18 protein-coding genes are annotated in these 24,756 nt (G+C 74.7%); 8 read left to right on the top strand and 10 right to left on the bottom strand.

Translation table 11 applies throughout. The annotated features are described in order from the left end of the window. Positions 1-124: 124 nt before the first annotated feature. On the bottom strand, positions 125-1,240 hold the full coding sequence (locus O4U47_RS15175; RefSeq protein WP_270678508.1) for a citrate synthase 2: 1,116 nt from the start codon (positions 1,238-1,240) through the stop codon (positions 125-127). A gap of 48 nt (positions 1,241-1,288) precedes the next feature. Here O4U47_RS15175 and pdxH point away from each other — a divergent pair, with 48 nt between their 5' ends. From pdxH to O4U47_RS15160, 3 genes are all read left to right on the top strand, one after another. Next, positions 1,289-1,951, top strand: a complete 663-nt coding sequence (gene pdxH / locus O4U47_RS15170) for a pyridoxamine 5'-phosphate oxidase (RefSeq protein WP_270678507.1) — start codon at positions 1,289-1,291, stop codon at positions 1,949-1,951. 175 nt (positions 1,952-2,126) lie between these two features. Then, on the top strand, positions 2,127-2,834 hold the full coding sequence (locus O4U47_RS15165) for a metal-dependent transcriptional regulator (protein ID WP_270678506.1): 708 nt from the start codon (positions 2,127-2,129) through the stop codon (positions 2,832-2,834). A 160-nt stretch (positions 2,835-2,994) separates the two neighbouring features. After that, complete coding sequence (locus tag O4U47_RS15160) at positions 2,995-5,253, top strand: ATP-binding SpoIIE family protein phosphatase (RefSeq protein ID WP_270678505.1); 2,259 nt, start codon at positions 2,995-2,997, stop codon at positions 5,251-5,253. An 83-nt stretch (positions 5,254-5,336) separates the two neighbouring features. Here O4U47_RS15160 and O4U47_RS15155 read toward each other — a convergent pair whose 3' ends face one another. Both O4U47_RS15155 and O4U47_RS15150 read right to left on the bottom strand, forming a co-directional pair. Continuing rightward, positions 5,337-5,504 carry a hypothetical protein gene (locus O4U47_RS15155; RefSeq protein ID WP_017622757.1) on the bottom strand — a complete coding sequence of 56 codons (168 nt, stop codon included), beginning with the start codon at positions 5,502-5,504 and terminating at the stop codon, positions 5,337-5,339. 42 nt (positions 5,505-5,546) lie between these two features. Beyond that, positions 5,547-6,689 carry an acyl-CoA dehydrogenase family protein gene (locus O4U47_RS15150; RefSeq protein ID WP_270678504.1) on the bottom strand — a complete coding sequence of 381 codons (1,143 nt, stop codon included), beginning with the start codon at positions 6,687-6,689 and terminating at the stop codon, positions 5,547-5,549. Between the two features lie 312 nt (positions 6,690-7,001). On the opposite strand from O4U47_RS15150, the gene O4U47_RS15145 reads away from it, so the two are divergent. Together O4U47_RS15145 and O4U47_RS15140 are read left to right on the top strand one after the other, a co-directional pair. Beyond that, positions 7,002-9,056, top strand: coding sequence for an MFS transporter (locus O4U47_RS15145; RefSeq protein WP_270678503.1), 2,055 nt, complete (start codon positions 7,002-7,004; stop codon positions 9,054-9,056). 130 nt (positions 9,057-9,186) lie between these two features. Further along, on the top strand, positions 9,187-10,329 hold the full coding sequence (locus tag O4U47_RS15140) for an acetyl-CoA C-acetyltransferase (protein WP_270678502.1): 1,143 nt from the start codon (positions 9,187-9,189) through the stop codon (positions 10,327-10,329). On the opposite strand, the gene O4U47_RS15135 is transcribed toward O4U47_RS15140, so the two are convergent. From O4U47_RS15135 to O4U47_RS15120, 4 genes are all read right to left on the bottom strand, one after another. Further along, complete coding sequence (locus O4U47_RS15135; protein ID WP_270678501.1) at positions 10,313-11,527, bottom strand: winged helix-turn-helix domain-containing protein; 1,215 nt, start codon at positions 11,525-11,527, stop codon at positions 10,313-10,315. The genes O4U47_RS15140 and O4U47_RS15135 overlap by 17 nt on opposite strands. A 246-nt stretch (positions 11,528-11,773) precedes the next feature. Next, positions 11,774-13,723: an acyl-CoA dehydrogenase family protein gene (locus tag O4U47_RS15130; RefSeq protein ID WP_270678500.1), complete on the bottom strand. Its 1,950-nt coding sequence runs from the start codon at positions 13,721-13,723 to the stop codon at positions 11,774-11,776. A 173-nt stretch (positions 13,724-13,896) separates the two neighbouring features. Beyond that, entirely contained in the window at positions 13,897-15,333 is a 1,437-nt protein-coding gene (locus O4U47_RS15125; RefSeq protein ID WP_270678499.1) for a sensor histidine kinase, read from the bottom strand. After that, positions 15,334-16,062, bottom strand: a complete 729-nt coding sequence (locus O4U47_RS15120; RefSeq protein ID WP_270678498.1) for a response regulator transcription factor — start codon at positions 16,060-16,062, stop codon at positions 15,334-15,336. It abuts the gene before it with no gap. Positions 16,063-16,398: 336 nt separating this feature from the next. On the opposite strand from O4U47_RS15120, the gene O4U47_RS15115 reads away from it, so the two are divergent. Together O4U47_RS15115 and O4U47_RS15110 are read left to right on the top strand one after the other, a co-directional pair. After that, a complete protein-coding gene (locus O4U47_RS15115; RefSeq protein ID WP_270678497.1) occupies positions 16,399-17,187 on the top strand; it encodes an exodeoxyribonuclease III in 789 nt (262 codons plus the stop codon). A gap of 36 nt (positions 17,188-17,223) precedes the next feature. Next, complete coding sequence (locus O4U47_RS15110) at positions 17,224-18,144, top strand: ribokinase (protein ID WP_270678496.1); 921 nt, start codon at positions 17,224-17,226, stop codon at positions 18,142-18,144. 186 nt (positions 18,145-18,330) lie between these two features. Here the strand turns inward: O4U47_RS15110 and O4U47_RS15105 are convergent, their stop codons facing one another. After that, complete coding sequence (locus O4U47_RS15105) at positions 18,331-18,957, bottom strand: YceI family protein (RefSeq protein WP_270678495.1); 627 nt, start codon at positions 18,955-18,957, stop codon at positions 18,331-18,333. 1,017 nt (positions 18,958-19,974) lie between these two features. Between O4U47_RS15105 and O4U47_RS15100 the strand changes: the two genes are divergently transcribed. Continuing rightward, positions 19,975-20,829, top strand: coding sequence for a hypothetical protein (locus O4U47_RS15100; protein WP_270678494.1), 855 nt, complete (start codon positions 19,975-19,977; stop codon positions 20,827-20,829). 224 nt (positions 20,830-21,053) lie between these two features. Here O4U47_RS15100 and argS read toward each other — a convergent pair whose 3' ends face one another. Together argS and O4U47_RS15090 are read right to left on the bottom strand one after the other, a co-directional pair. After that, positions 21,054-22,790, bottom strand: coding sequence for an arginine--tRNA ligase (argS, locus tag O4U47_RS15095; RefSeq protein ID WP_270678493.1), 1,737 nt, complete (start codon positions 22,788-22,790; stop codon positions 21,054-21,056). Positions 22,791-22,812: 22 nt separating this feature from the next. Next, positions 22,813-24,210, bottom strand: coding sequence for a hypothetical protein (locus O4U47_RS15090; protein WP_270678492.1), 1,398 nt, complete (start codon positions 24,208-24,210; stop codon positions 22,813-22,815). Positions 24,211-24,756: the final 546 nt, after the last annotated feature.

Genomic DNA, 24,756 nt, shown 5'->3' with positions numbered 1-24,756 from the left:
GCGGACCCTCCGGAGGAATGGAGGAGAAATGTCGGAATCGGCGGCGGGGCGGGGAGGGGCCCCGGAGCGGGCCCCACGGCGGCCCCCGGGGCGGCGCCGTGCGCGGCCCCTCACGCCCGGCGGTTCAGACCCCCTGGGCGAGCGCCTCCTGGGCCCCGGCGACGTCCTCCAGGGGCCGATCGGCCGGTCCGGTGTACTCGGCGCTCGGCCGCACCAGCCGCCCGGTGAGCCGCTGCTCCAGCACGTGCGCCGACCACCCGGCCAGGCGCGCGGCCGTGAACATCGGCGTGAACAGCTCGGAGGGGATCCGCGCGAAGTCGAGCACCACCGCCGCCCAGTACTCCACGTTGGTCGCCAGCACCCGGTCCGGCTTGCGCTCGGCCAGCTCGGCCAGGGCCGCCTCCTCGACCGCGGCCGCCGCCTCGTACCGGGGCGCGCCCAGCTCGCGGGCGGTGCGCCGGAGCACCCGGGCACGCGGGTCCTCGGCCCGGTACACCCGGTGCCCGAACCCCATCAGCCGCTCCCCGCGGTCCAGCACCCCGCGCACGTAGGACCGGGCGTCCCCCGCCTGCTCGGCCCCGTCGAGCAGGTGCAGCACCCGGGCCGGGGCGCCGCCGTGCAGGGGGCCCGACATCGCCCCCACCGCCCCGGACATCGCCGCGGCCGCGTCCGCCCCGGTCGAGGCGATCACCCGGGCGGTGAACGTGGAGGCGTTCATGCCGTGCTCGGCCGCCGACGTCCAGTAGGCGTCCACCGCCCGCACATGGGCGGGGTCCGGGTCGCCGCGCAGCGCCACCATGAACCGCTCCACCGCGGTGGCGCCCTCGGCGGCACGGGCCTCGGGCACCTCGGCGCCCCCGCCCGAGGCCGCGCGCGCCGCGCGGGCGATCACCGACAGCGCGGCCGACGCCACCCGCGCCATGTCCTCCCGGGCCTGCGCGGGCTCGGTGTCCAGCAGCGGGGACAGCCCCATGCGCGGGGCGAACGCCGCCAACGCGGCTTGAACGTCCACCCGCACGTCCCCGGTGCGCACCGGGGACGGCGGCGCCTCGGCCGGGGGCAGCCCCGGGTCCAGGGCGTCGTCGACCAGCAGCCCCCACACCCGGCCGTAGGTCACCTTCCCCACCAGCCGCTCGATGTCGACCCCGCGGTAGCGGAGGGCGCCGCCGTCCTTGTCCGGTTCGGCGATCTCGGTCCGAAAGGCCGTGACTCCTTCGAGCCCGGGTCTGAACTCGGTCATGGCGCCATCCTTTGCGCTCGACGGGCGAACCGTGGAGGATGCACGATCGTGAGCAATTGTGACCCGGCTGAGCTGCGTGAACCCTATTCCGGTGCACCTTTGGGACGCTCCGCGCTGCCCGATGACCCGATGGACCTGTTCGACCTGTGGTTCTCCCAGGCCGCGGAGGCGGGGCTGGCCGAGCCCAACGCGATGGTGCTGAGCACCGTCGACCCCGGCGGCGCGCCGCGCTCGCGCACCGTGCTCCTGAAGGGCTTCGACACGTCCGGGCTGCGCTTCTTCACCAACCGCCGCTCCCGCAAGGCCCGCGCGCTGGAGCGGGAGCCGCGGACCGCGGTCCTCTTCCCCTGGCACGCCATCCGGCGCCAGGTCTCCTTCATCGGGCGCGCCGAACCGCTCGGGGACGCCGAGAACGACGCCTACTTCCGGTCGCGTCCCCGCGGCTCCCGCATCGGCGCGTGGGCGAGCGCGCATCAGTCCTCCCCTGTCACCGACCGTTCCCAGCTGCAGGAGCGGTATGCCCACTGGGAGGCGGTCTGGAAGGACGAGGAGGAGGTGCCGCGCCCCGAGTACTGGGGCGGCTACCGGATCGTCCCCCAAGAGGTCGAGTTCTGGCAGGGCGGGTCGGACCGCATGCACGACAGGTTCCGGTACCTGCGCACCGGTGAGGGCTCCGGCGGGCACTGGGTCGTCGACCGCCTCTCCCCGTGAGCGCGAGCCGCCGCACACGGGGCCCACGGCCGGAACACGCCCCGTTCCGGACGCTATGATGTAAGCCATCGGCAGGCTGTGCGACTCCGCCCGGAGCGGGGAATCCGTCGCCGCCGACCGGTGTTGAGAGTTCTGCGGCGGCCGGCTCTCAACGGCCGACGAGGGGAGGAGAGCGTTGACCGCACACGGGCTCATCGACACCACGGAGATGTACCTGCGTACCATCTTCGAGCTTGAGGAGGAGGGCATCGTCCCGCTCCGCGCGCGCATCGCGGAGCGCCTGCACCAGAGCGGCCCCACCGTGAGCCAGACGGTGGCCCGGATGGAGCGCGACGGCCTCCTGCGGGTGGAGAACGACCGGCACCTCGTGATGACCTCCGAGGGCCGCCGTCTCGCCATGCACGTCATGCGCAAGCACCGGCTCGCCGAGCGCCTCCTCGTCGACGTGATCGGCCTCGCCTGGGAGGACGTGCACGTGGAGGCGTGCCGCTGGGAGCACGTCATCTCCGAGGCCGTCGAGGAGCGCCTGGTGAGGCTGCTCAACGCGCCCTCGGTGTGCCCGCACGGCAACCCCATCCCCGGCCTGGACGAGCTGGGCCTGGACGACTATTCGCCCGAGCCGTTCTCCGACGACTCCATCGCCCCCATGACCGAGATCGCCAACGGCGCCGAGACCACGGTCACGGTCCGCCGGATCAGCGAGCACCTGCAGACCGACACCGAGGTCATGCGGGAACTGAAGGAGGCCGGAGTGCGCCCGGGCGGCGAGGTCCGCCTGACCGCCACCGAGGACGGGGTGCGGGTGCTGCCGAACTCCGGCGACGGTACGGCGGGGGAGCTCTCGCGGGAGGTCGCCGGCCACGTCTTCGTCGCCAAGCACTGACCGTGCCCGGGCGCGGCGGACGGAGCGCCCCTGTCCCCGAAATGTCGCGTTGCTCTGCGGATTTGCGCCCTGTGGGGCTATGCTCGGGCGAAAGCGGGGGCGATCCGGAGAACGCGCGGGTCGGCACGGTGCGGATCCTTGACGGCAAGGTGGCGGCTGAATGAAGCGGTGGGGGGAAGCCTTTTACGACGACAGCGCGATCACCGGGGAGACGGTCGTCGAGCAGGCGCGGATCGCCGTCATCGTGGCCGACCGCTTCAGCCACCTGCGCTACTGGAACGCCTACGCCCGCCGCCTGTTCGGCTTCACCGGGCGCGCCGACCCGATCGGCGCCTCCCTGCTCGACATCGGCGTGCACGAGTCCGACCGCGAGCGCGCCTCCCAGCTCGCCCGCCAGGTGCTGCGCGGCCGCACCTGGGAGGGCACCTTCGCCGTGGTGCGCGCCGACGCCGCCTGGATGCACGTGCGCGCCCAGGCGGTGCCGATGTGCGGCGAGGACGGCGCCGTCGAGGGCATGGCCATCTTCGCCTACGAGGCGATGCGCAGCGGCCGGGTGGAGGAGCAGTACGGGCTGCTGGAGCGGATCGGCGCCCGGCTGGCCGGGTCGCTGCAGTTCGACGGCGCGCTGAAAGCCGTCGCCGAGACCCTCGTCCCCCAGTTCGCCGACCACTGCTTCATCGACCTCTACGACCACGACCGGCTGGTGCGCCGCGTGTCGGTGCACGCCGAGGGCTGGTCGCCGCCCCCGGGCACCTGGCCCGACGTCGGCCAGGAGGTGCGCTACCCCGAGCGGCACTTCGCCGCCCGCGCCATGCGCCGCCTGGAGACGGTCACCGCGGGCGACCTGCGCCACCCGCCCGGCATGGTGGACGAGCGCTCCGCCCGCGTGGCCGACCAGGTGGGCCTGGCCTCCGCGGTGGCCGCGCCGCTGCGCGCGCGCGGAGAGCTGCTGGGCGTGCTCACCCTGGCCCTGTCCCGGCTCACCCCCCGGGACAAGACCGACTACGACGGCTTCGACTGCGACCTGGCGGGGGCGGTCGCCTCCCGGGTGGCGCTGGCCATCGACAACGCCCGCCTCTTCGAGGAGGAGCGCAGCACCGCGCTGGCCTTCCAGCACAGCCTGCTGCCCCGCTCGTTCCCGCCCTTCGACGGGCTGTCCATCGCCCACCGGTACGTTCCGGCCAAGCCGCTGGAGGCGCACGGGCACGGCATCCAGACCCAGGTCGGGGGCGACTTCTACGACGTGGTCCCGCTGTCGGCCGGGCGCGTGGGCATCGTCGTGGGCGACGTGGAGGGCCGCGGCCCGCACGCCGCCGCCGTGATGGGGCAGCTGCGCGCGGCGCTGCGCGCCTTCGCCCAGGCCGACCGCGAGCCCGCCGACATCCTGCGCGAGCTGGACGAGTGGGTGCGGCGGCTGGGCCGCCCGGACGGCACCGGCGGCACCTGGGTGCCCAGCGTGAGCTGCCTGTACATGGTCTACGACGCCTGGTCCCGGCAGCTGTCCTACGCCAACGCCGGGCACCAGCCGCCGCTGCTCATCGCCGACGGCGAGGTGTGCGAGCTGGCCCTGGAGGTCACCGACTCGCTGCTGGGCGGCAAGGCCCGGGGCGTCCCCTACGACGAGGCCGTCTACCACCAGGCCGACCTGACCCTCCCGCCCGGCGCGGCGCTGCTGCTCTACACCGACGGGCTGGTGGACCGCCGCCCCGTGGGCGGCGAGGCCGACCCCCGGCGCTCCCTGGAGCGGCTGCACGAGCGGGTGTACCGGGTCGCCGACCGGGACGTGGAGCGGATCGCCGACACCGCGCTGGCCTCGGTGCCCGGGGAGACCGACGACGACACCGCGCTGCTGGTGGTGCGCACCCACCCCGAGGAGCTGTCGCTGCGGGAGGAGAGCTACCCGGCCGAGGCGCCCACCGTGGCCGAGGCGCGGCACCTGGCCGCCTCCACCTTCGCCGAGTGGGGGATGGACCCGGGCCAGGCCGAGCTGGCCTGCCTGCTCGTCTCCGAGATCGTCACCAACGTGGTCATCCACGCCACCCCGCACCCGGTGCGGCGGGAGTTCACCACCGAGGGGGTGCGCGACTCGGGGGCCGAGGCGGCGGGCTTCGGCGCCGGGGCCGAGGACACGGCCGAGGACTTCTCCGAGGACTGGTCGGACCTGCTGGAGGAGCTGGCCGAGGAGGACCCCGGCGAGCCGGACAGCACCTTCTGGCTGCGGCTGCGCCGCGGCGCCGAGTCGGTGTGGGTGGAGGTCTTCGACAACGACCTGCGGCTGCCGCGGATCCGCAGCGCGGGCGCCGACGACGAGGGCGGGCGCGGGCTCTACCTGGTGGACCAGCTCGCCGCGCGCTGGGGGTCGCGGCCCACGCCCACCGGGAAGGCCGTCTGGTTCGAGATCCCGATGAAGGCCGAATAGCCCCGCCTCCGCCTCGTTGACCTCGGGGGTTTCGCCCCTGAAACCGCGGTGGTAGGGGCGTTCTCCCCGAGATCAACGCGGGGTCAGCGCCAGGACCAGGCCCACAGCAGCAGCACCAGGAAGATGAAGAAGACCACGATCCCCCCGGTCGTCCAGGGGATGTGCATCCGGGGGCGCAGCTTGCGCACCCCGATCACCAGGAGGACGACCAAGAGGCCGAGGACGATCAGGCCGTCCCATGCACCGGTCATGCCGCCGACCCTTTCACTGTGGGGGGTGTGCCGCCCGCGGCGTCACAGGCCCAGCGACCGGCCCACGATCTCCTTCATGATCTCCGTCGTGCCGCCGAAGATCGACTGGATGCGGGCGTCCTGCCACGCCTTCGCCACGGGGTATTCCATCATGTACCCGTACCCGCCGTGCAGCTGCAGGCACCGGTCCATCACCTTGTTGGCCAGTTCCGAGCACCACCACTTGGCCTTGGCGGCGTCCTCCACGGTCAGCTCGCCCCGGTTGAGCAGGGTGATCGCCCGGTCCACGTAGGTGCGCGCCAGGTCCACCTCGGTGGCCAGCTCGGCCAGCACGAACCGGGTGTTCTGGAACCGGGAGATGGGCCGCCCGAAGGCGGTGCGCTCCTTGCAGTACGCGATGGTCGCGGCGAGCATCTGCTCGGCCCCGGCGGTGGAGGCCACCGCGATGGACAGCCGCTCCTGGGGGAGGCGCTCCATCAGGTGGACGAAGCCCTGGCCCTCCTCGCCGAGCAGGTTGGCGGCGGGCACCCGCACGTCGGTGAAGGACAGCTCGGCGGTGTCCTGGGCCTTGAGCCCGATCTTGTCGAGGTTGCGGCCGCGCTCGAAGCCGGGCATGCCGCGCTCGACCGCCAGCAGCGAGATGCCGTGCGCCCCGGCGTCGGGGTCGGTGCGGGCCACCACCACGACCAGGTCGGCGTTGATGCCGTTGGTGATGAAGGTCTTCTGGCCGTTGAGCACGTAGTCGCCGCCGTCGCGGACCGCGGTGGTGCGGACCCCCTGCAGGTCGCTGCCGGCGCCCGGCTCGGTCATGGCGATGGCGGTGATCAGTTCGCCGCTGCTGAACCCGGGCAGCCAGCGCCGCTTCTGCTCCTCGGTGGTCAGCTCCACCAGGTAGGGGGCCATCACGTCGTTCTGCAGGGTGAAGCCGAGCCCGCTGGCGTGGGCGCGGCAGATCTCCTCGGAGACGACCGCGTTGAACCGGTAGTCCTTCACCCCGCTGCCGCCGTACTCCTCGGGCACCCCCAGCCCGAGCAGGCCCACCTTCCCGGCGGCGGTCCACACCTCGCGCGGCACGATGCCGTCGCGCTCCCACTGGCCGTGGTGCGGGACGACCTCGCGCGCCAGGAACGCGGCGACCGACTCGCGGAAGAGGTCGTGCTCCTCCTCGAAGATCTCCCTCTGCATGCGCGTGCTCCTCCTCGGGGGCGGGGCCGGGCGGCCCAGACGATGGCACCACGGTAACCGAATCGCGTTCGGTTTTACAGCGCGGGCCGTCGGCCCGCCGCGTCCTCCGCAGCGGTGGAGCCTTCGGCGGCCGTGGCCCCCTCCGCCTTCGGCGGGACACCGGTCGGGCGGGACACCGGTCGGGGCGCTGAGGGTGCGCCGGGCCCGGCCCGGATCCAGGTCTGTGGGCCCAGAACCAAGGCACCGTAAAGTCCGCACCGGCGCCGGGGCGGCGGCGTGCGGGGCCGCCCCGGCGCGGTCCACCCTCGGGGCATGGGCAGGCACGAGGCACCGTCGCGCACCCGCGGCCGCCGGGGCGAGGGCGCGCCCCGGCTCGCGGTGATCCTGACCGCCCTGCTGCTGGCGGTGATGCTCGCCGCCCTCGACCAGACCATCGTGGCCACCGCCCTGCCGCGGATCGCCTCGGACCTGGGCGGTCTCAGCCACATCTCCTGGATGGTCACCGCCTACCTGCTGGCGGTCACCGCCTCCACCCCGCTGTGGGGCAAGCTCGGCGACCTGCTCGGCCGCAAGTGGGTGCTGGTCACCTGCCTGGGCGTGTTCCTGCTGGGCTCGGCGCTGTGCGGCACCGCGCAGAGCTTCGTGGCGCTGGTGCTGTTCCGCGCGGTGCAGGGCATCGGCGGGGGCGGGCTGATGGTGCTGGCCCAGTCGGTCATCGGCGACGTGGTCCCGCCGCGCCGCCGCGGCCGGTACATGGGCCTGTTCGGCGCGGTGTTCGGGGTGGCCAGCGTCGCCGGGCCGCTGATCGGCGGGTTCATCGTGGACCACCTGTCCTGGCGGTGGGTGTTCTACGTCAACCTGCCGCTGGCCGCGGTGGCGCTGGTCGCGCTGGTGGCGGCGCTGCCCCGGGGCGGCGGGCGGTCCACCGTCCGGATCGACTACGCGGGCATCGTGCTGATCGCCCTGACCGCCGTCTGCCTGGTGCTGGTCACCTCCTGGGGCGGCAACGAGTACGGCTGGGCCTCCCCGCAGATCCTGCTGCTGCTCCTGGCGGCGGCGGTGTGCGGCACCGGGTGGTGGCTGAGCGCCCGCCGCGCCGCCGATCCGGTGCTGCCGCTGGGGCTGTTCTCCAGCCCGGTGGTGGTCATCGGCGGCCTGGTCAGCTTCGCCGTGGGCTTCGCGATGATGGGCGCGATGACCTACCTGCCGCTGTTCCTGCAGATCGTGCACGGCTACACGCCCACCGAGTCGGGCCTGCACCTGCTGCCGATGGTGGCGGGCATGCTCATCTGCTCGATCGGCAGCGGGCAGCTGGTCACCCGCACCGGCCACTACAAGCTCTACCCGGTGGCCGGAACGGCCCTGGTGGCGGTCGCGCTGTACCTGCTGTCCACGCTCCGGCCGGAGACCGCCTACCCGGTGATGAGCCTGTACCTGTTCCTGATGGGCTGCGGCCTGGGGCTGACCATGCAGGTGGTGGTGCTGGCGGTGCAGAACGCCGCCGCCCAGCGCGACCTGGGGGCCGCCACCTCGGCGGCGACCTTCTTCCGGTCCATCGGCGGCTCCTTCGGCGCCTCCGCCTTCGGCGCGGTCTTCGCCGCCCAGCTGAGCGGCAACATCGCCGACCGGCTGCGCGGGGTGCCGGTGCCGCCCGGCTTCGACCCCTCAGCGCTGGAGTCCAGCCCGGACGCGCTCGCGCAGGCGCCCGAGGCGGTCCGTACCGCGGTGCTGGCGGCCTACTCGGACGCGGTGGACACGGTGTTCCTGTACGCGGTTCCGGTGGCGGCGGCCGCCTTCGTGCTGTCGCTGTTCCTGCGGCAGGTGCCGCTGCGCACCACCATCGGGACGCCCGACCTGGACGAGGCCGTGGCACCGGTGCGCGCCGAGGGGCCCGACCGGGGCGTGCTGGGCGCGGCCGAGCGGGCGGTGTACCGCGCCTGCGGGGTGCGAGGCGCCCGGGAGATGTACTCCAGGCTGGCCGGTTCGGCCCACCTGGACCTGTCGCCCGGGGCCTGCTGGGTGCTCACCCACCTGGCCGAGACCGGGCCGCTGGCCCCCGGCGAGCTGGAGGAGCTCTCGGGGGGCGAGGTGGCCCCGGCGGCGGGGATCCGCGGCGAGCTGGAGTCGGCCGGGCTGCTGGAGCGGGCGGAGGAGGGCGAGGCCTGGCGGCTCACCGCGCAGGGCCGGGACGCCGCCCGCCGCCTGTTCGACGCCCAGGAGGCGGCCCTGCGCGACCTGGTGCGCGGATTCGGGCCCGACGCCGCCCCGGATCTGGCCGCCGAGCTGCACCGGCTGGCCCGCAGCACGCTCGGCGACGAGGAGGACGCGGATCTGGCGGGGGAGGAACCGGGCCGCAGGCCGCTGTGACCCTCTCCGACCCGCACTCGCCTGCGGTGTGGGCCCCAACCGGCACCCCGGCGCTGGGCGCCGCGGGCAAAACCGAATATGGTTCGGTAAGAACCGTTGGAACGTCCCGCGCCACCCCCTGGAGGACCGCATGGCCGAGGCATACATCGTCGGGGCCGTCCGCACCCCCGTCGGCACCAAGAAGGGCGCGCTCGCCGGGGTGCACCCGGCCGACCTCGGCGCCCACGTGCTCAAGGAGCTCATGACGCGCACCGGCGCCGACCCGGCCGCCGTCGAGGACGTGGTCATGGGCTGCGTGAGCCAGGTCGGCCCGCAGTCGCTCGACCTGGCCCGCACCGCCTGGCTGTCGGCCGGCCTGCCCGAGACCGTCGCCGGGGTGACCATCGACCGCCAGTGCGGCTCCTCCCAGCAGGCGATCCACTTCGCCGCCCAGGGGGTCATGTCCGGAACGCAGGACCTGGTGGTCGCCTCGGGTGTGGAGAACATGGGCATGGTGCCCATGGGCTCCAGCGTCAAGTACGCCCTCGACGAGGGGCTGCCGCTGTTCGGCGACGGCTGGACCGGGCGCTACGGCGCCCAGGAGATCTCCCAGTTCCGCGGCGCCCAGCTGATGTGCGAGAAGTGGGGCTTCAAACGCGCCGAGCTGGAGGAGTTCGCGCTGCAGAGCCACCAGCGGGCGGCGGCCGCCCTGGAGGCCGGGCGCTTCGACGCCGAGACCGCGCCGCTGGCCGGGGTCGAGCGCGACGAGGGCGTGCGCCCCGACACCACCCTGGAGAAGATGGCCGGGCTGGACCCGCTGCGCGAGGGCTGGGAGCTGACCGCCGCCGTGGCCAGCCAGATCTCCGTAGGCGCCGGGGCGGTGCTGATCGCCTCCGAGAGCGCCGTCGAGCGGCACGGGCTGACCCCGCTGGCGCGCATCGTGCAGCTCTCCCTGCTCGGCGACGACCCGGTGTACATGCTCACCGCGCCCATCCCGGCCACCCGCCTCGCGCTGGAGAAGGCGGGCCTGACCATGGACGACATCGACGTCACCGAGATCAACGAGGCCTTCGCGCCGGTGCCGCTGGCCTGGGCCCACGAGCTGGGCGCCGACATGGCCGCGGTCAACCCCAACGGCGGCGCGATCGCCCTGGGCCACCCGCTGGGCGCGACGGGCACGGTGCTGATGACCAAGCTCGTCCACGAGCTGCGCCGCACGGGCGGCCGCTACGGCCTGCAGACCATGTGCGAGGGCGGCGGCCAGGCCAACGTGACGATCATCGAGCGTGTGTGACGCCGTCCTCCAGGCCGAGCCAGGAGGCCATCGACTCCAGCTCGGCCTGGAGGGCCGCTGAGGTCGCGGCGGGCGCGTCCGGCTCCAGCGTGGTCCGGCGCGCCAGCAGCCGCCCCGCGGCCCGGTCGGCCTTCAGGTCGACCCGGGCCACCAGGCGGTCGCCCAGCAGGAACGGCAGCACGTAGTACCCGTGCACCCGCTTGGGCGCGGGCACGTAGATCTCCAGCCGGTAGCGGAAGCCGAACAGCGCCTCGGTGCGGTTGCGCTCCCACACCAGCGAGTCGAACGGGCTGAGCAGCGCGCGGGCCTCGACCCGCCTGGGCACCCGGGCGTCCCGGTGCAGGTAGGCGGGGGCGTCCCAGCCCTCCACCCGCACGGGCACCAGCTCGCCGGAGTCGACCAGGTCGGCCACGGCGGCACGGCCCGGACCGGACTTCAGCCGGAAGTAGTCGCGCAGGCAGGGCTCGGTGGCCACACCGTGGGCGCGCGCGGCGATGCGCACCAGCTCGCGGCGGGCGTCGTCGGGGTCGGGGTCGGGCGCCGTGTGCACCTCGGGCGGCAGGACCCGCGACACCAGGTCGTAGCGGCGCTCGAACTGGGGGGTGCGCCCGTCGGCGGTGATCTCGCCGCACCAGAACAGGTACTCCAGGGCGCGCTTGACCAGCGACCAGTTCCAGCCCCAGTGGTCCTTGGGGCGCGGCGCGTCGTGCTCCAGGGCCGCCTCGATCTCCCGGGAGGTGGCCGGGCCGTGCCGCTCGACCTCCTCGCGGACCGCCTTGACGAGGTCGCCGTGGTCCACGGCCACCTCCCGCATGGCGCCCCAGGCCTCGTCCCGGGCGCGCGCCATCCGCCAGCGCAGCAGCCGCTGGGTCTCCGGCGGGACCAGGCTGGCCTCGTGCGCCCAGTACTCCACCAGGCGACGGCCCCCGCGCCGGGTGGCGGCGCGGTCGGGCAGCTCCCGGTCGTAGGGGCCCAGCCGGGAGAAGAACGGCAGGTAGTGGCTGCGGGAGAGCACGTTCACGCTGTCGATCTGCACGACGCCCACCCGGTCCACGACCCGCTGCACGTGCCGCATGGTGGCCGCCCCGGAGGGGCGCCGGTCGGTGAAGCCCTGAGCGGCGAGCGCGATGCGCCGGGCCTGCGCCTTGGACAGGACGGAGTCGCGGCGCGGATGGGGAGCGGGGGGCGTTTCGTACATGAGTGCTAACGTACTGGTGGTAGCCGTCGCCGCGCCACCCGGACGGCGGGCCGCCGGATGCCCTCCCCGCGATGATCTCGACAAAAGTGCTGTCAAAACCGCCGGAATGACAGCACTTCCGTCGAGATCATCGCGGAGGGTGCCGCCCGGGCACCCCCACATCGATCACCCGGACCGCGAGGAGCCCGCCGGACGGCAGGCAGGCCCGGGGAACCGCCCCGCTCACGCCGTCGCCGCCCTCGGCCGTCAGCCCATCGTGCGGTGCTGGTCCTCGGCCTCGGACGGGCCGGGTGTGGCCGGGGCGATCATCGGTCCGGGCACCGACGGGTCCAGGACGCCCTCCTCCAACCAGGTGTAGCGGTCGTCCATCACCCGCCGCGCCAGCTTGCCGTCGGTGGAGTCGGAGTTGTCCCACAGCTCGGCGAAGTGCCGCTCCACCCGCAGCCGGGACTGGCGGCAGAAGGCGTCGGCCAACTCCATCCCGGCCGTGCCCCGGCCGCCGTCGCCCTCCTGGTCGGCGTCGTGCTCGTGGCGGGCGCGCACCACCGCCGCGCTCATCGCGAACAGCTCGGCGCCGATGTCCACGATCCGGGCCAGGAACGCCTGCCGGGTCTCCATGCCGCCCTGCCAGCGGGACATGCCGTAGAAGGTGGAGCGCGCCATCCGCCGGGACGCCCGCTCCACGAAGCGCAGGTGCCCCGCCAGCGGGCCGAAGTCGGCGTAGGACCCCGGGCGCTGGCCCTGGCCCACCACCAGCGTCGGCAGCCAGGAGGCGTAGAACCCGCTCGCCTTGGCGAAGGCGCGCGCCTTGGCCTGCGGGTCGGCGGACGGGTCCACCAGGTCCCCGGCCACGGACAGGTGCGCGTCCACGGCCTCGCGGGCGATCAGCAGGTGCATGATCTCGGTGGAGCCCTCGAAGATGCGGTTGATGCGCAGGTCCCGCAGCATCTGTTCGGCGGGCACCCCGCGCTCGCCGCGCGCCGCCAGCGAGTCGGCGGTCTCGTACCCGCGCCCGCCGCGCACCTGCATCAGCTCGTCGGCGATCTCCCAGGCCCGCTCGGACGCCCACAGCTTGGCGATCGCCGCCTCGATGCGGATGTCCTTGCGCCGGTCGTCGGCCATCTGGCCGGACAGCTCCAGCATGGCCTCCATCGCGTAGGTGGTGGCGGCGATGAACGCGATCTTCTTGGCGACCTCCTCATGGCGGCCCACCGGGCGCCCCCACTGCACCCGCTCGCGCGCCCACTCGCGGGCGATCCGGGTGGACCACTTCCCGGCGCCCACGCACATCGCCGGGAGCGACAGGCGTCCGGTGTTCAGCGTGGACAGGGCGATCTTGAGCCCCTGGCCCTCCTTGCCCACGAGGTTGCGCGCGGGCACACGCACCTGATGGAACCGGGTGACGCCGTTCTCGATGCCGCGCAGCCCCATGAACCGGTTGCGCCGCTCGACGGTGATGCCCGGGGAGTCGCCCTCGACGATGAACGCGCTGATCCCGCCGCGGTGCCCGTCGCCCTCGGGCACCCGGGCCATCACCACCAGCAGGTCGGCGACCACCCCGTTGGTGGTCCACAGCTTCACCCCGTCGAGCAGGTAGGCCTCGCCGTCCTCGGTGGGCACGGCGGTGGCCTGCAGCCGCGCGGGGTCGCTGCCCACGTCGGGCTCGGTCAGCAGGAAGGCGCTGATGTCGGAGGCGGCGCAGCGCGGCAGGAAGGCCTGCTTCTGCTCCTCGGTGCCGAACATCGCCACCGGCTGGGGCACGCCGATGGACTGGTGGGCCGAGAGCAGCGCGCCGAGCGCGGGGCTGACCGACCCGACCAGGGTGAGCGCGCGGTTGTAGTGGACCTGGCCCAGGCCGAGGCCGCCGTAGGCGCGGGGGATCTTCATGCCGAGCGCGCCCAGCTCCTTCAGGCCGCGCACCACATCGTCGGGGATGCGCTCCTCGTGCTCGATGCGCTGGGCGTCGATGGTGGCGCAGAAGTCGCGCAGCCGCGTGAGGAACCGCTCGCCCTCCTCCTCGGCCGCGGCGTCCGGCCGCGGGTAGGGGTGGATCAGGTCGAGCCGGAACCGGCCCAGGTAGAGCTCCTTGCCGAAGCTGGGCAGGCGCCACTCGCTCTCCCGCGCGGCCTCGGCGACCGCCCGTGCCTGCCGTTCGTCCGCTCCGGTCGCCTCGGGGCGGCCGTTGACCGTGGTCATCTCGGGGATCACCTCGCAGGTGGATGGAGAGTCGGACCTCCATCCGACCCCTACCCGCGGGTAGGGGTCGGCACGCCTCGCTCCGGGGCCCACCACGGCCGAAACCCCGCCTCCTCGTTGATCTCGGGCGAAACGACGCTAAAAAGGCGCTGGTAGGGGCGCTTTTCCCGAGATCAACGCGGGGCCGGCGCGGCTCCGTCGGCGTCCCGGCCGGCCCCCTCCGGCGCGAAGGGGAAGCGCACCGTGACCTCCGTGCCCGCGCCCGGGGCCGAGGTGATGCCCGCGTCGCCGCCGTGCGCGGCCGCGATGGCCGCGACGATGGACAGCCCCAGGCCGCTGCCGCCGCCGGGTGAGCGGATGCCCCGGTGGAACCGGTCGAAGGCGCGGTCCAGGTCCTCGTCGCCCATCCCGGGCCCCGAGTCGCGCACCCGCAGCGCCGCGTACGGCCCGGCCGTGCTCAGCCGCACCTCCACCGGCGTGCCGTCGGGGGTGTGCTCGGCCGCGTTCGCCAGCAGGTTGGCCACGACCTGCCGGAACCGGGCCTCGTCCACCCGGCACTCCAGCTCCTGCGGGGTGTGCAGCTCCACCGGGCGCCGGGGGTGCACCACCCGGTGGTCCTCGACCATGTCGCCGACCACCCGCACCAGGTCGCAGGAGTCCAGGTGCAGCGCGCCGGTGCGGTCCAGCCGGGCCAGCTCCAGCAGCTCGGCGACCAGGGTGCCCATCCGCTCGGCCTCGTCCTCGATGCGGCGCATCGCTCCGGACAGCTCCTCCTCGGGGATGGCGCCCTGGCGGCACAGCTCGGCGTAGCCGCGGATGGTGGTCAGCGGGGTGCGCAGCTCGTGCGAGGCGTCGGCGGCGAACGCCCGCACCCGCTCCTCCGAGGCGCGCTGGGCGGCGAAGGCCTGCTCCAGCCTCCCCAGCATGGTGTTGATCGCCGACGCCAGCCGCCCCACCTCGCTGCCGCCCTCGGCCACGGGCATCCGCGCCGACAGGTCGGGGCCGGTGGAGATGCGGTCGGCGGTGGTGGCCATGCGGTCCAGCGGGTCCAGGCCGCGCCCGATCAGCCACCGCCCGGCCAGCAGCAGGCCGCCCAGCAGCAGCACCGCGGTGACCAGCTGGGTGAGCACCAGGCTCCAGGAGTACTCCTCGCGCTCGTCGGTGGGCACCGCGGTGACCATCAGCGCCTCGCCGCGCTGGCGCACCGTGGCCCGGTGCGGCGGCACGGCGGACTCGCGGCCGTCCAGGTCGAAGACCTCCTGGGACAGGGCCAGGCGGCGCAGCTCGGGAAGCGGCACCTCCTCCATGCGGTCCAGCACCACGTCGTCGCGCTCCAGGTCGCCGTAGACCTGGTTCACCCGGCCGGTGGAGCGGTCCAGCAGCACCACCAGGTAGGGGGAGGGGCTGGGGGCCTCCACGCCCACCGGCGGGGTGTCGTTGTCCAGCCGCACCATGGCCCGCTCGGCGGCCAGCACCACCTGGTCGTCGATCCGGTCGGTGATGTACCCGCGCAGCGTGACGAAGCCGACCGCGAGGGTCACCAGCAGCCCGGCGGCGGTGACCGCGACCAGGCCGACCAGCAGCCGGAAGCGCAGCCGCCCCGGAGCCATCTAGGCGCCGTCCGGGGACTGCAGCACGTACCCCACGCCCCGGCGGGTGCGGATCAGCGGCGGGCCCAGCGGGTCCAGCTTGCGGCGCAGGTAGCTGACGTAGGTCTCGACGATCTGCGACTGCCCGGCGTAGTCCCAGCCCCACACGTTCTCCAGGAGCTGGTGCCGGGTGACCACCTGCCCGGCGTTGTGCACCAGGTAGGCGAGGAGCCGGAACTCGGTGGGGGACAGCTCCACCGGGACCCCGGCGCGCTCCACGCTCCACTGGCGGTCGTCCAGCACCAGGTCGGCGTAGCGCAGCTGGCCGCTGTGGTCGCGCACGGCGGCCCCGGCGCCGGCCGGGTCGCGGCGGGCGCGGCGCAGCAGCGCGCGGATCCGGGCGATCAGCGCCTCCACCGAGAACGGCTTGGTGACGTAGTCGTCGCCGCCCAGGGTCAGCCCGGTCACCGTGTCGGCGGGGGTGTCCCGCGCGGTCAGGTAGATCACCGGCACGTCGTCGCCGTCCTCCCGGAGCTTGCGGCACACCTCGAAGCCGCTGATGTCCGGGAGCAGCACGTCCAGCAGGATCAGGTCGGGGCGGGCGCGGCGGGCCGCGGCGAGCCCGGCCTCGCCGTCCTCGGCGGCGTCGACGGCGAAGCCGTGGAACTGGAGCGCCGCCCGGACCAGGTCGCGGATGTTCGGCTCGTCGTCGATGACGAGGATGCGGTGGGCGGGGGCGTCGTCGGTCATGGCTCGCTACCTCGGTGGGGCCGCACGGGTTCGGGTCCGGTCCCCCATGATGCCGCAGGTGCGGGGCGTCGACGGCGCGCGGCGGGAGGGGAGGGCGCGTGCGGGGCGGAGGTGAACCGGCGGCCGGGGCCGCGCGTCGTATGGGGCGGAGGGAGTGCGCCCCCGCGGCGCACGGACCGAACGGGCGGGCGGGGCCGGTGCGGAGGACGGCCGCACCGGACCCGCCCACTGCCCGAACTATGGCAGCGCGGGGGCGCCTTGTCGTCCCCGACACACATCCGCCCCGCCGTTCTGCCGCATCCGGCCATGTCCCACCCGCGCACTAGGCTGGTCGCCGTGCGAATCGCTACCTGGAACGTCAACAGCATGAGGGCCCGCAAGGACCGGGTCGCGGCCTGGCTGGAGCGCAGCGACGTCGACGTCGTCGCCGTTCAGGAGACCAAGTGCCGCGAGGACCAGTTCCCTGCCGGGGTCTTCACCGAAGCCGGATACGAGGTCGCCCACTACGGCCTCTCCCAGTGGAACGGCGTCGCGATCGCCTCGCGCGTCGGACTGGACGACGTGCTGACGTCGTTCTCCGGGCAGCCCGGCTGGGGCGACCCCGAGCAGGTCGAGGCGCGGGCGATCTCCGCCGTGTGCGGGGGCGTGCGCGTGTGGAGCCTGTACGTGCCCAACGGGCGGGAGATCGACGACCCGCACTACGACTACAAGCTGCGCTGGCTGGAGGCGCTGCGCGCGGACGGCGCGGCGCGCCTGGCCGAGGACCCGCAGGCGCAGATCGCGTTCTGCGGGGACTTCAACGTCGCCCCCGAGGACGACGACGTGTGGGACATGGAGGCCTTCGAGGGCAAGACGCACGTCACCGCCAAGGAGCGCTCCGCCTTCACCGCCCTGAACGACGCCGGGTTCACCGACGTCGCGCGCGCCTCCACCCCCGGGCCCGGCGTGTACACGTTCTGGGACTACCAGAACCTCTCCTTCCCCAAGAAGAAGGGGATGCGGATCGACTTCGTGCTCGCCTCGCCCGCACTGGCCGAGCGGGTGTCGGGCGCGCGGGTCGACCGGGAGGAGCGCAAGGGCAAGGGCGCCTCGGACCACGCCCCGGTCATCGTCGAGACCGACTGAGGGGCCGACCTGCCGGACCTGGGTAGAGTCGGCTCCGTGACATCGACATCGGCATCCGGAAACGTCCCGCGCATCGCGGTGTACGGCAGCATCAACATGGACCTGGTCGCCTACGTGCCGGTGCGTCCGGCCAGCGGGGAGACCGTGGCGGGCACCGAGTTCCGCCAGGTCCCCGGCGGCAAGGGCGCCAATCAGGCGATCGCCGCGGCGCGGGCCGGCGGGGACACGGCCTTCCTGGGGGCCGTGGGCGACGACCCGTTCGGCGTGCAGATGCGCAGCGCCCTGGTGGACTCTGGGGTGGACGCCTCCGAGCTGCGCACCGTGCCCGGCGCGTCCGGGGTGGCGCACATCGTGGTCGAGGGCGACGGGGCCAACTCCATCATCGTGGTCCCCGGCGCCAACGCCGCGATGACCGGGATCACCGGGGCCGAGCGGACCGTGCTGGCCGGGTGCGACGCCCTGCTGCTGCAGCTGGAGCTGCCGATGGAGGGCGTGGTCGCCGCGGCCCGCGCCGCCCGCGAGGCGGGGGTGCGCACGGTGCTCACCCCGGCCCCGGCCCGGGAACTGCCCGACGAGCTGCTGGACCTGGTCGACCTGCTGGTGCCCAACCAGCACGAGGCGGCGGCGGTCACCGGCGAGGAGGACCCGCGCCGCGCCCTGGAGGCGCTGCTGCGGCGGGTGCCGGAGGCGGTGGTCACGCTCGGCGGGGACGGGTCGCTGCACGGTGAGCGCGGCGGCGAGCCGGTGCACGTGCCCTCGCGCCCGGTCGAGGCGGTGGACACGACCGCGGCCGGGGACACCTTCTGCGGCGCGTTCGCGGTCGCCCGCGCCGAGGGGCGGGGCCCCGAGGAGAGCATGGAGTTCGCAGCCGCGGCGGCGGCGCTGTCGGTGCAGCGGCAGGGCGCCAGCACGTCGATGCCGCGCCGCGCGGAGATCGAGGCGCTGCTGGCCGGATAGGGCCGCCGCCGGGGCGAGGACCGGGCCGGATCGCGGCCCTGCCCGTCCCGGCCCGTCGGCCGCCTGTGCGGCGCCGTGTCCGCATCCGGCCGCTCCGCGCCGGTCGGGGATGGGCCCCGTGCGCGTCGTCCGCGGTCGGCGGGCGCGGCCGACGGGGCCGTGCGGAGGCGGTGCCGTCCTGCGCGGCTACGCGAAGTGGCCGATCTGGCGGAGCCATTCGGTCGGATCGGCGTTCTGGACCCGGACTTCCAGGACGATGTCGACGGTGTCGCCGATGACGCGGGCGCCCCACGCGGTCGGGCCCACGTCGGCGATGCCGAAGTCGGACAGCGTGATCGAGCCGTTGGCGGCGAAGAAGTGCGCGTGGATCCCCTCGGGGTCCTGGAGGTCCGGGGCCTCGCCGCCCCACTGGCAGTCCAGCTCCAGGGGCCGGGTGGTGCCGTGCAGGGTCAGGTCCCCGTACATCCGGAAGGCGTTGCGCCCGCGGCCGCGCGGTTCCAGCGCGGTGGAGGTGAAGCGCATCTCCGGGTGGGCGTCGGTGTCGAGCAGGTCGGGGGAGCGCAGGTGGGCGTCCCGGGCCTGCACACCGGTGTTCAGGCTGGCGGTGCGCACGGTCACGTCGACCTTGGACGCGAGCGGGTCCTCGGCGACGGCGACGGTCCCCCAGGAGTCGCCGAAGGTGCCCTGGACGCGGCCGAAGCCCAGGTAGCGCGCGACGAAGATGATGCAGGAGTGGGCCGGGTCGACGTACCAGGTCCCCGGCTCCGGTTGCGGCGGCCGCGCGTCGGGCGGCGGCCCGGCATCGTGCACCATGTCTGATTCCCCCTATTAACGCCGTTTTGCCGGGTTACAGGCTAAACCCCGTGGGCGTGTGGCGCCCGGCACGCCCGGCGGGTGTCGGGTGCGCCTACCGACCAACAGGTATCGGCTGGTGCTGTCGGTGCGCTTTCGCCTCCCTTCCATTTGTTCCCCCTGGTGTGCGCTCTTGTCGCGTTGATCACACGGGAGCGGACGGATCGTGTCGGAACGTCCCTGGACGCGGGGGATGGGGGAGTGCGGAGGCGGATGGGTAGGGTGGGCCGGGTATCGCGGAGTGAGAGCGGTTCTTTACAGTTCCTCCCGGACCCCACTCCCCAGCGCCTTCCCGGGCCGTCACGTTCGGCCCTCCCCACCCCGGAGCGCGTGATCCCCATGACCGGAGACCCCACCAGCCTGTTCGACCCCGGCGACCCCGACGGGAACGGCGACCGCGCCGTGCCCGGTGAGCGTGGTGCGCGGGGCGAGCACACTGCGCCCACCGCGCCGGGCGGCCCCGGCGCGCCCGCGTCGGGCGGCCGTCCGCGCGGTGGTGCGGAAGGGGCGCCCGCCGGCGGTTTCGCCTACGACGTCCCCGTGTACGATGTCCCGCTCGGCCCGCCTGGAGGCGGCCCCGATGCGGCCGCCGCGGGCGGCATGCGCGCGGGCGTGCCCATCGAGCCGCAGGGCATGCAGGGCGCGCACGGCGCCCACGCGGCCCACACCGCTCATGGTGCGCACGGCCAGGGGGACGGTGGCCGCGGTCAGGGGCGGCGCGGTGACTTCCCCTATGAGGTCCCGCGGGGAGAGCCCGGGCGCGCGCCCGCCGCCCCGGCGGCACCCGAGGTCACCGCCCCGGCGGCCCCGGCGGGGACCGACGAGACGACGGCATTCGGGCCTGCGCCGTCGGGTGGCGGGATTCGGGGTGCTGTTCCTGGTGCGTCGCCGGGTGGTTCGCACCGTGCCGGTGCGCGGCCCGGACCCCCGGAGGGGTACGGCGGTCCTGCCCACGGGGGCCCAGCGGGGGACGAGACGATGGCGTTCGACGCTCCCTCGTCTCCTTCGTCGGGTGAAGCGCCCGGTACGGCCCCGCAGCCGGACATCCCTGAAGACGATGCGCTCCGAAGCCTCTGGTCCGTCGGCGGTCCCGGTGCAGGCGACGCGGGCTCCGCACCGACCAGCGCGTTCGACGCCGGTTCCGCCGCGCCCGCCACGGGCGTCCTGCCTCCCCTCCACGAAGGCGGCCCGGACGCTGGGCCTCCCGCCGACGGCCCCGCCCCGCAAGAGCCCTGGGACGGCATCGGCGACACCGGAGAGCACGAGCTCTGGGACGGCGACGAGCAGATGTCCCGGTCCGAGCGCCGCCGGATCGAGCGGCGCCGCTCGCGCAACCGGAAGGTCGCCGCGGGCGCGGTGACGGCCGTGCTGGCCGTCGGCGCCCTCACCGCGGTCGGCGCCGGGCTGTCCAAGGCCCAGCCGGACGTCGGCGTGGACGACCCCCCGGCCCCCACCGGCATGCCCGACGCGGAGACCACCGGCGGCGGGGGCCCATCAGGAAGCGGCGGCATCGACGCTCCGGCCGCGTCGTCGGAGGCGCGGACCGGGGTGTCGGCCGGCGCCGGGGGCGCGCCCGCGGCGCCGGACTCCGACCGGCCCGACACGGACGGGGGCGGGGCCGCCCCGGACCGGGGCGGCGACCGCGGCCAGGAGGACGGCGACCGGTCCGAGCGCCCGACGCGGGAACCCGGGCCGCCGACGGAGCCGCCCGGTCGGCCGACCCCGGACCCGGAGCCGACCGGCCCCGAGCCCACCGAGTCGCCGGAGCCGCCGCCCCCCGACCCCGAGCCGAGCGAGTCGCCCGATCCCGGGGCCCCGAACACCCGGCCGTAGGACTGCGGACGACCGCGTCCGCTGCGGGCCGGGGCGGGCGTGCGCCGCGTCCGGCACGCGCCGGTCAGGTCGCCGGCGACCACGGCCCGGACCGGGACGCACCAGGAGGTGCGGCCGGGCGGGAGGCGGGGACGGACGGGAACAGCAGGAAGGGGAGGGACCGCGCCGCGGCCCCTCCCCTTCCGTGTTCCGGTTTCCGGGTGTCCCGGTCCCGGGCGTCGGCCCTACATCTGCTCCGGCGCGCGCACACCCAGCAGGTCGAGGCCCTGCACCAGGATGCGGAGCGCCGCCGCGCACAGCGCCAGCCGGGACGCGCGCCGCTCGTCGGTGTCGGCGGTCAGCACCGGGCAGTGCTCGTAGAACGCCGTCAGCTCCTGCGCCAGGTCGAACAGGTACCCGCACAGCCGGTGCGGCTCCAGGTTGTCGCCGACCAGCGCCACCGTCGGGCCGAAGCCCAGCAGCCGCAGCGCCAGGTCCCGCTCGGCCTTCTCGCCGATGGTGATCGCCCCGGCGGCGGCCTCCTCCGGCGCCACCCCGCCCTTGCGGAAGATGGACCGCAGGCGCGCCTGGGCGTACTGCAGGTAGGGGCCGGTGTTGCCGGTCAGGGCCAGCATCCGGTCGAAGTCGAACACGTACTCGGTGTCGTGCGACACCGACAGGTCGGCGTACTTGACCGCGCCGATGCCCACCTCGCGGGCGATGTGCTCGCGGGTCCCGGCGTCCAGGTCGGGGCGGTTCTCCTCGACCACCGCCGAGGCGCGCTGCACCGCCTCGTCGAGCAGCTCCATCAGCCGGATCGGCTTGCCGCTCCGGGTGCGCAGGATCTTGCCGTCCGAGCCCAGCACGTTGCCGATCTGCACGTGGATCGGCTCGGTGCCCTCGGGCACCCACCCGGCCTTGCGGGCGGTCTCCCACACCATCCGGAAGTGCAGGTTCTGCGGGGCGCCGACCACGTACAGGACGCGGTCGGCCTCCAGCTCGCGGGCGCGGTAGCGGATGGTGGCCAGGTCGGTGGTGGCGTAGCCGTAGCCGCCGTCGCTCTTGCGGATGATCAGCGGCACCGGCTTGCCCTCGCGGCCCGTGTAGCCGTCGAGGAAGACGCACAGCGCGCCCTCGCTCATCACCGCCAGGCCCTGGTCCTCGAGCTCCTGGCAGACGCCTTCGAGCATGGCGTTGTACATGCTCTCGCCGGCCAGGTCGGCGTCGGTGAGGGTGACCTCCAGGGTGGAGTAGACCCGGTTGAAGTAGGCCTTGGACAGCTCGATGAGCTCACGCCAGATCTCCAGCGTGCCCTCGTCGCCGGCCTGCAGGGACACCACCCGCTTGCGGGCGCGCTCGGCGAACTCCTCGGAGCCGTCGAACTTGGCCTTGGCGGCCTGGTAGAAGGCGTTGGGGTCGCTCTTGAGCAGCTCGGCCTCGGCGGAGGTGTCGCCGACGTCGAGCAGGTGCTCGATGAGCATGCCGAACGGGGTGCCCCAGTCGCCGACGTGGTTCTGCCGGATGACGTTGTGCCCGAGGAACTCCAGGGTGCGGGCCAGGGCGTCGCCGACCACGGTCGTGCGCAGGTGCCCGACGTGCATCTCCTTGGCGACGTTGGGCGCGGAGTAGTCGATCGGGATGTTCTGCCGCCGCTGCAGGGGGGTCCCCAGGCGGGGGTCGCCGAGCAGGGCGTGGGCCTGCGCGGCGATCCAGTCGTCGCGCAGGGTCAGGTTCACGAAGCCGGGGCCGCTGATCTCGACCGCGCGGCACAGGTCGTCGGCGTCCAGGTGCTCGACGATCTGCGCCGCGACCTCTCGCGGCTTTCGCCCCAGACGCTTGGCCAGCGCGAGCGCGGCGTTGGCCTGGAAGTCGGCGAACTGGGACGGACGGATGACGGGGTCGGCGTCGGCGTACTCGGGGCCGAAGGCGGCACCGAGGGCGGACTGGACCCGTTGCGCGAGGATCTCTTGCGGGTCGGCCATGTGCAAAGCCTACCGACAGCGCTCACCTGTATCGCCTGACCTGCACTGACGCGCTCAGGGGCGGGGTGCGGGGGCCGTCGGCGGGGTTCGACGGCGGGCGCGGCGGGCGCCGGGCGGTGCGCCAGAAGGCCCACCAGGCGGCGGCGGTGACCAGCCCGACGGCGGCGTACCAGGGCGCCCGCCACCAGGCCGGGGGAGCGTGCGCGGAGGGCGAGGCGCCGTCCGGCGGCGGAACGGGATCGGGGTGTTCGCCTCCGGCCGTGAGGGACCACACCAGGAACGCGTCGCCGACCGGGACGGCGCCGCCGAGGTAGCGGCGCTGCCCGCCGAGCTCGACCGGCATGCCCAGCGCCTCGGCGAAACCGGTGAGCGCGGCGGCCGTGGCGGTGTCGCCGTAGACGACGGCGTCGCCGAGGGCGACCGTGCTCGACGACGCCGAGAGGCCCAGGACGAGCGGGCCGGAGTCGACGTCGCCGGGGGAGTCGTCGCCGCGGGGGTATTCGCGCACCCCGGGCAGCGGGCCGTGGGGGGAGGCGAACCCCTCCTGGAACGCCGCCCGGTCGCGGGCGGCCCACGCCGGGTCGATGTCGGGGAGGAAGCGCAGCAGCACCGACTGCGAGCTGCCCCGGGCGACCTCGGCGGGGGCGCCGGTGGCGGCGTCGACCCGGTGCGGGAGGAGGCCGGTGGCCGGGTCGGTGCGCTCGGCCACGGCGTCCTGCCAGTCGGCGAGGACGGTGTCGTGGGCGCCGGTGCCGCGCACCCGGGCGTCCCTGGCGAGCGCGGCCGCGGCGACCACGCTGTCCACGGGCCAGGCCTGGCCGGGGTAGGCCTCCAGGAAGGGGGTGCCCCGGTCGAGGGAGGCGGCGAAGGCGTCGCGGAGTTCGGCGGTGTCCTCCTCCAGGCGGGCGGCCTCCTCGGGTGCGGCGTCCGGCCCTCCGGCGAGCTCGACGATGCGGACCCGCAGGTAGGTGCTCCAGCCCGCGTGGAAGACGCCGTAGGCGGGGTCGGCGTCGGCGGGGAAGGGGGCGGTGCCGTCGGGGGAGTCGAGCCGGTCCAGCGCCCACCGGGCCTCGCGCAGTGCCGTGTCGCGCCGGGCGGGGTCGAGGGTGCCGGTGTTGGCCTGGGCGAGGCCGTAGAGGACGTGGGTGAAGAAGTACCCCTCGGGGAAGAGCGCCTGCATGTCCTCGCCCGCGCCGCCGCGGAGGGCGGAGCGCAGGAAGGCGAGCCGTGGAGCCGCGTCGGCGGCGACGGCCTCGGGGGTGCGCTCCAGCGGCGAGGGGGTGTGCGACCGCACGGCGGACACGGCGGCGAAGGCGGTCACGGCGAGCGCGATGAGGAGCACGGTGCCCACCGCGGCCAGCCGCGCGGAAGAATACCGGCGACCGACACGAGGAGAGCCCGGGGAGGCGGAGGGAGCCATGCGGTCGATGCTAGAGGGCGACAGCCCCGGCCCACCCCCGGAGCCCCGGCCCGGACTCCCGTCGTGGACTCCCGGACTCCCGTCCCGGAGTCCCGCACTCCTGGAGTCCGGCACTCCCGGAGTCCCGCACTCCCGGAGTCCCGGCCTGTCCGGCCGTGGAAGGCCCCGCCCCCGAGGCTCCAGCCGGGCGACGGGCCGCCGGACGACAGCAACGACGGGGCCAGCCGGTACCCCGCTGATGGGCCCCGGCCGTCCGCCGGGCCGCCGGGGTGCCGGGTGGAGGGCGGCGACGAGGCAGGTCGGCGCCCCTACCTGCGGGTCGGTCGGCCGTCTGGTGTGTGCGTGGTCGCGGTGTTTGGCGGCGACGGCGGAAGCGGGGCGGGTCCCCGGGCCTGCTTGCCGGGCGGCGGGTTCCTCGCGGTGCGGGTGGGTGGCGCGGCCAGGAAGGTGAGGCTTGTTCGCGTTCGTGGCGGCCGCCGGGCCTGTGCCCCGCTCCTCCAGGGGCGAGGGGCGCCAAGATCCGTCCGGCGGCCGGCCCACGGGGCA

This window comes from Nocardiopsis suaedae (genome assembly GCF_027706745.1).
Lineage (GTDB): Bacteria > Actinomycetota > Actinomycetes > Streptosporangiales > Streptosporangiaceae > Nocardiopsis_A > Nocardiopsis_A suaedae.
The sequence above is the reverse complement of the archived record's forward strand: the minus strand, read 5'-3'. Positions and strand labels throughout refer to the sequence as shown.

Coding starts and splice junctions, on each gene's coding strand:
- O4U47_RS15175 (WP_270678508.1), bottom strand. CDS start 1,240: ATGACCGAGTTCAGACCCGGGCTCGAAGGAGTCACGGCCTTTCGGACC.
- O4U47_RS15160 (WP_270678505.1), top strand. CDS start 2,995: ATGAAGCGGTGGGGGGAAGCCTTTTACGACGACAGCGCGATCACCGGG.
- O4U47_RS15155 (WP_017622757.1), bottom strand. CDS start 5,504: ATGACCGGTGCATGGGACGGCCTGATCGTCCTCGGCCTCTTGGTCGTC.
- O4U47_RS15150 (WP_270678504.1), bottom strand. CDS start 6,689: ATGCAGAGGGAGATCTTCGAGGAGGAGCACGACCTCTTCCGCGAGTCG.
- O4U47_RS15145 (WP_270678503.1), top strand. CDS start 7,002: ATGGGCAGGCACGAGGCACCGTCGCGCACCCGCGGCCGCCGGGGCGAG.
- O4U47_RS15140 (WP_270678502.1), top strand. CDS start 9,187: ATGGCCGAGGCATACATCGTCGGGGCCGTCCGCACCCCCGTCGGCACC.
- O4U47_RS15135 (WP_270678501.1), bottom strand. CDS start 11,527: ATGTACGAAACGCCCCCCGCTCCCCATCCGCGCCGCGACTCCGTCCTG.
- O4U47_RS15130 (WP_270678500.1), bottom strand. CDS start 13,723: ATGACCACGGTCAACGGCCGCCCCGAGGCGACCGGAGCGGACGAACGG.
- O4U47_RS15125 (WP_270678499.1), bottom strand. CDS start 15,333: ATGGCTCCGGGGCGGCTGCGCTTCCGGCTGCTGGTCGGCCTGGTCGCG.
- O4U47_RS15120 (WP_270678498.1), bottom strand. CDS start 16,062: ATGACCGACGACGCCCCCGCCCACCGCATCCTCGTCATCGACGACGAG.
- O4U47_RS15105 (WP_270678495.1), bottom strand. CDS start 18,957: ATGGTGCACGATGCCGGGCCGCCGCCCGACGCGCGGCCGCCGCAACCG.
- O4U47_RS15100 (WP_270678494.1), top strand. CDS start 19,975: ATGGCGTTCGACGCTCCCTCGTCTCCTTCGTCGGGTGAAGCGCCCGGT.
- argS (WP_270678493.1), bottom strand. CDS start 22,790: ATGGCCGACCCGCAAGAGATCCTCGCGCAACGGGTCCAGTCCGCCCTC.
- O4U47_RS15090 (WP_270678492.1), bottom strand. CDS start 24,210: ATGGCTCCCTCCGCCTCCCCGGGCTCTCCTCGTGTCGGTCGCCGGTAT.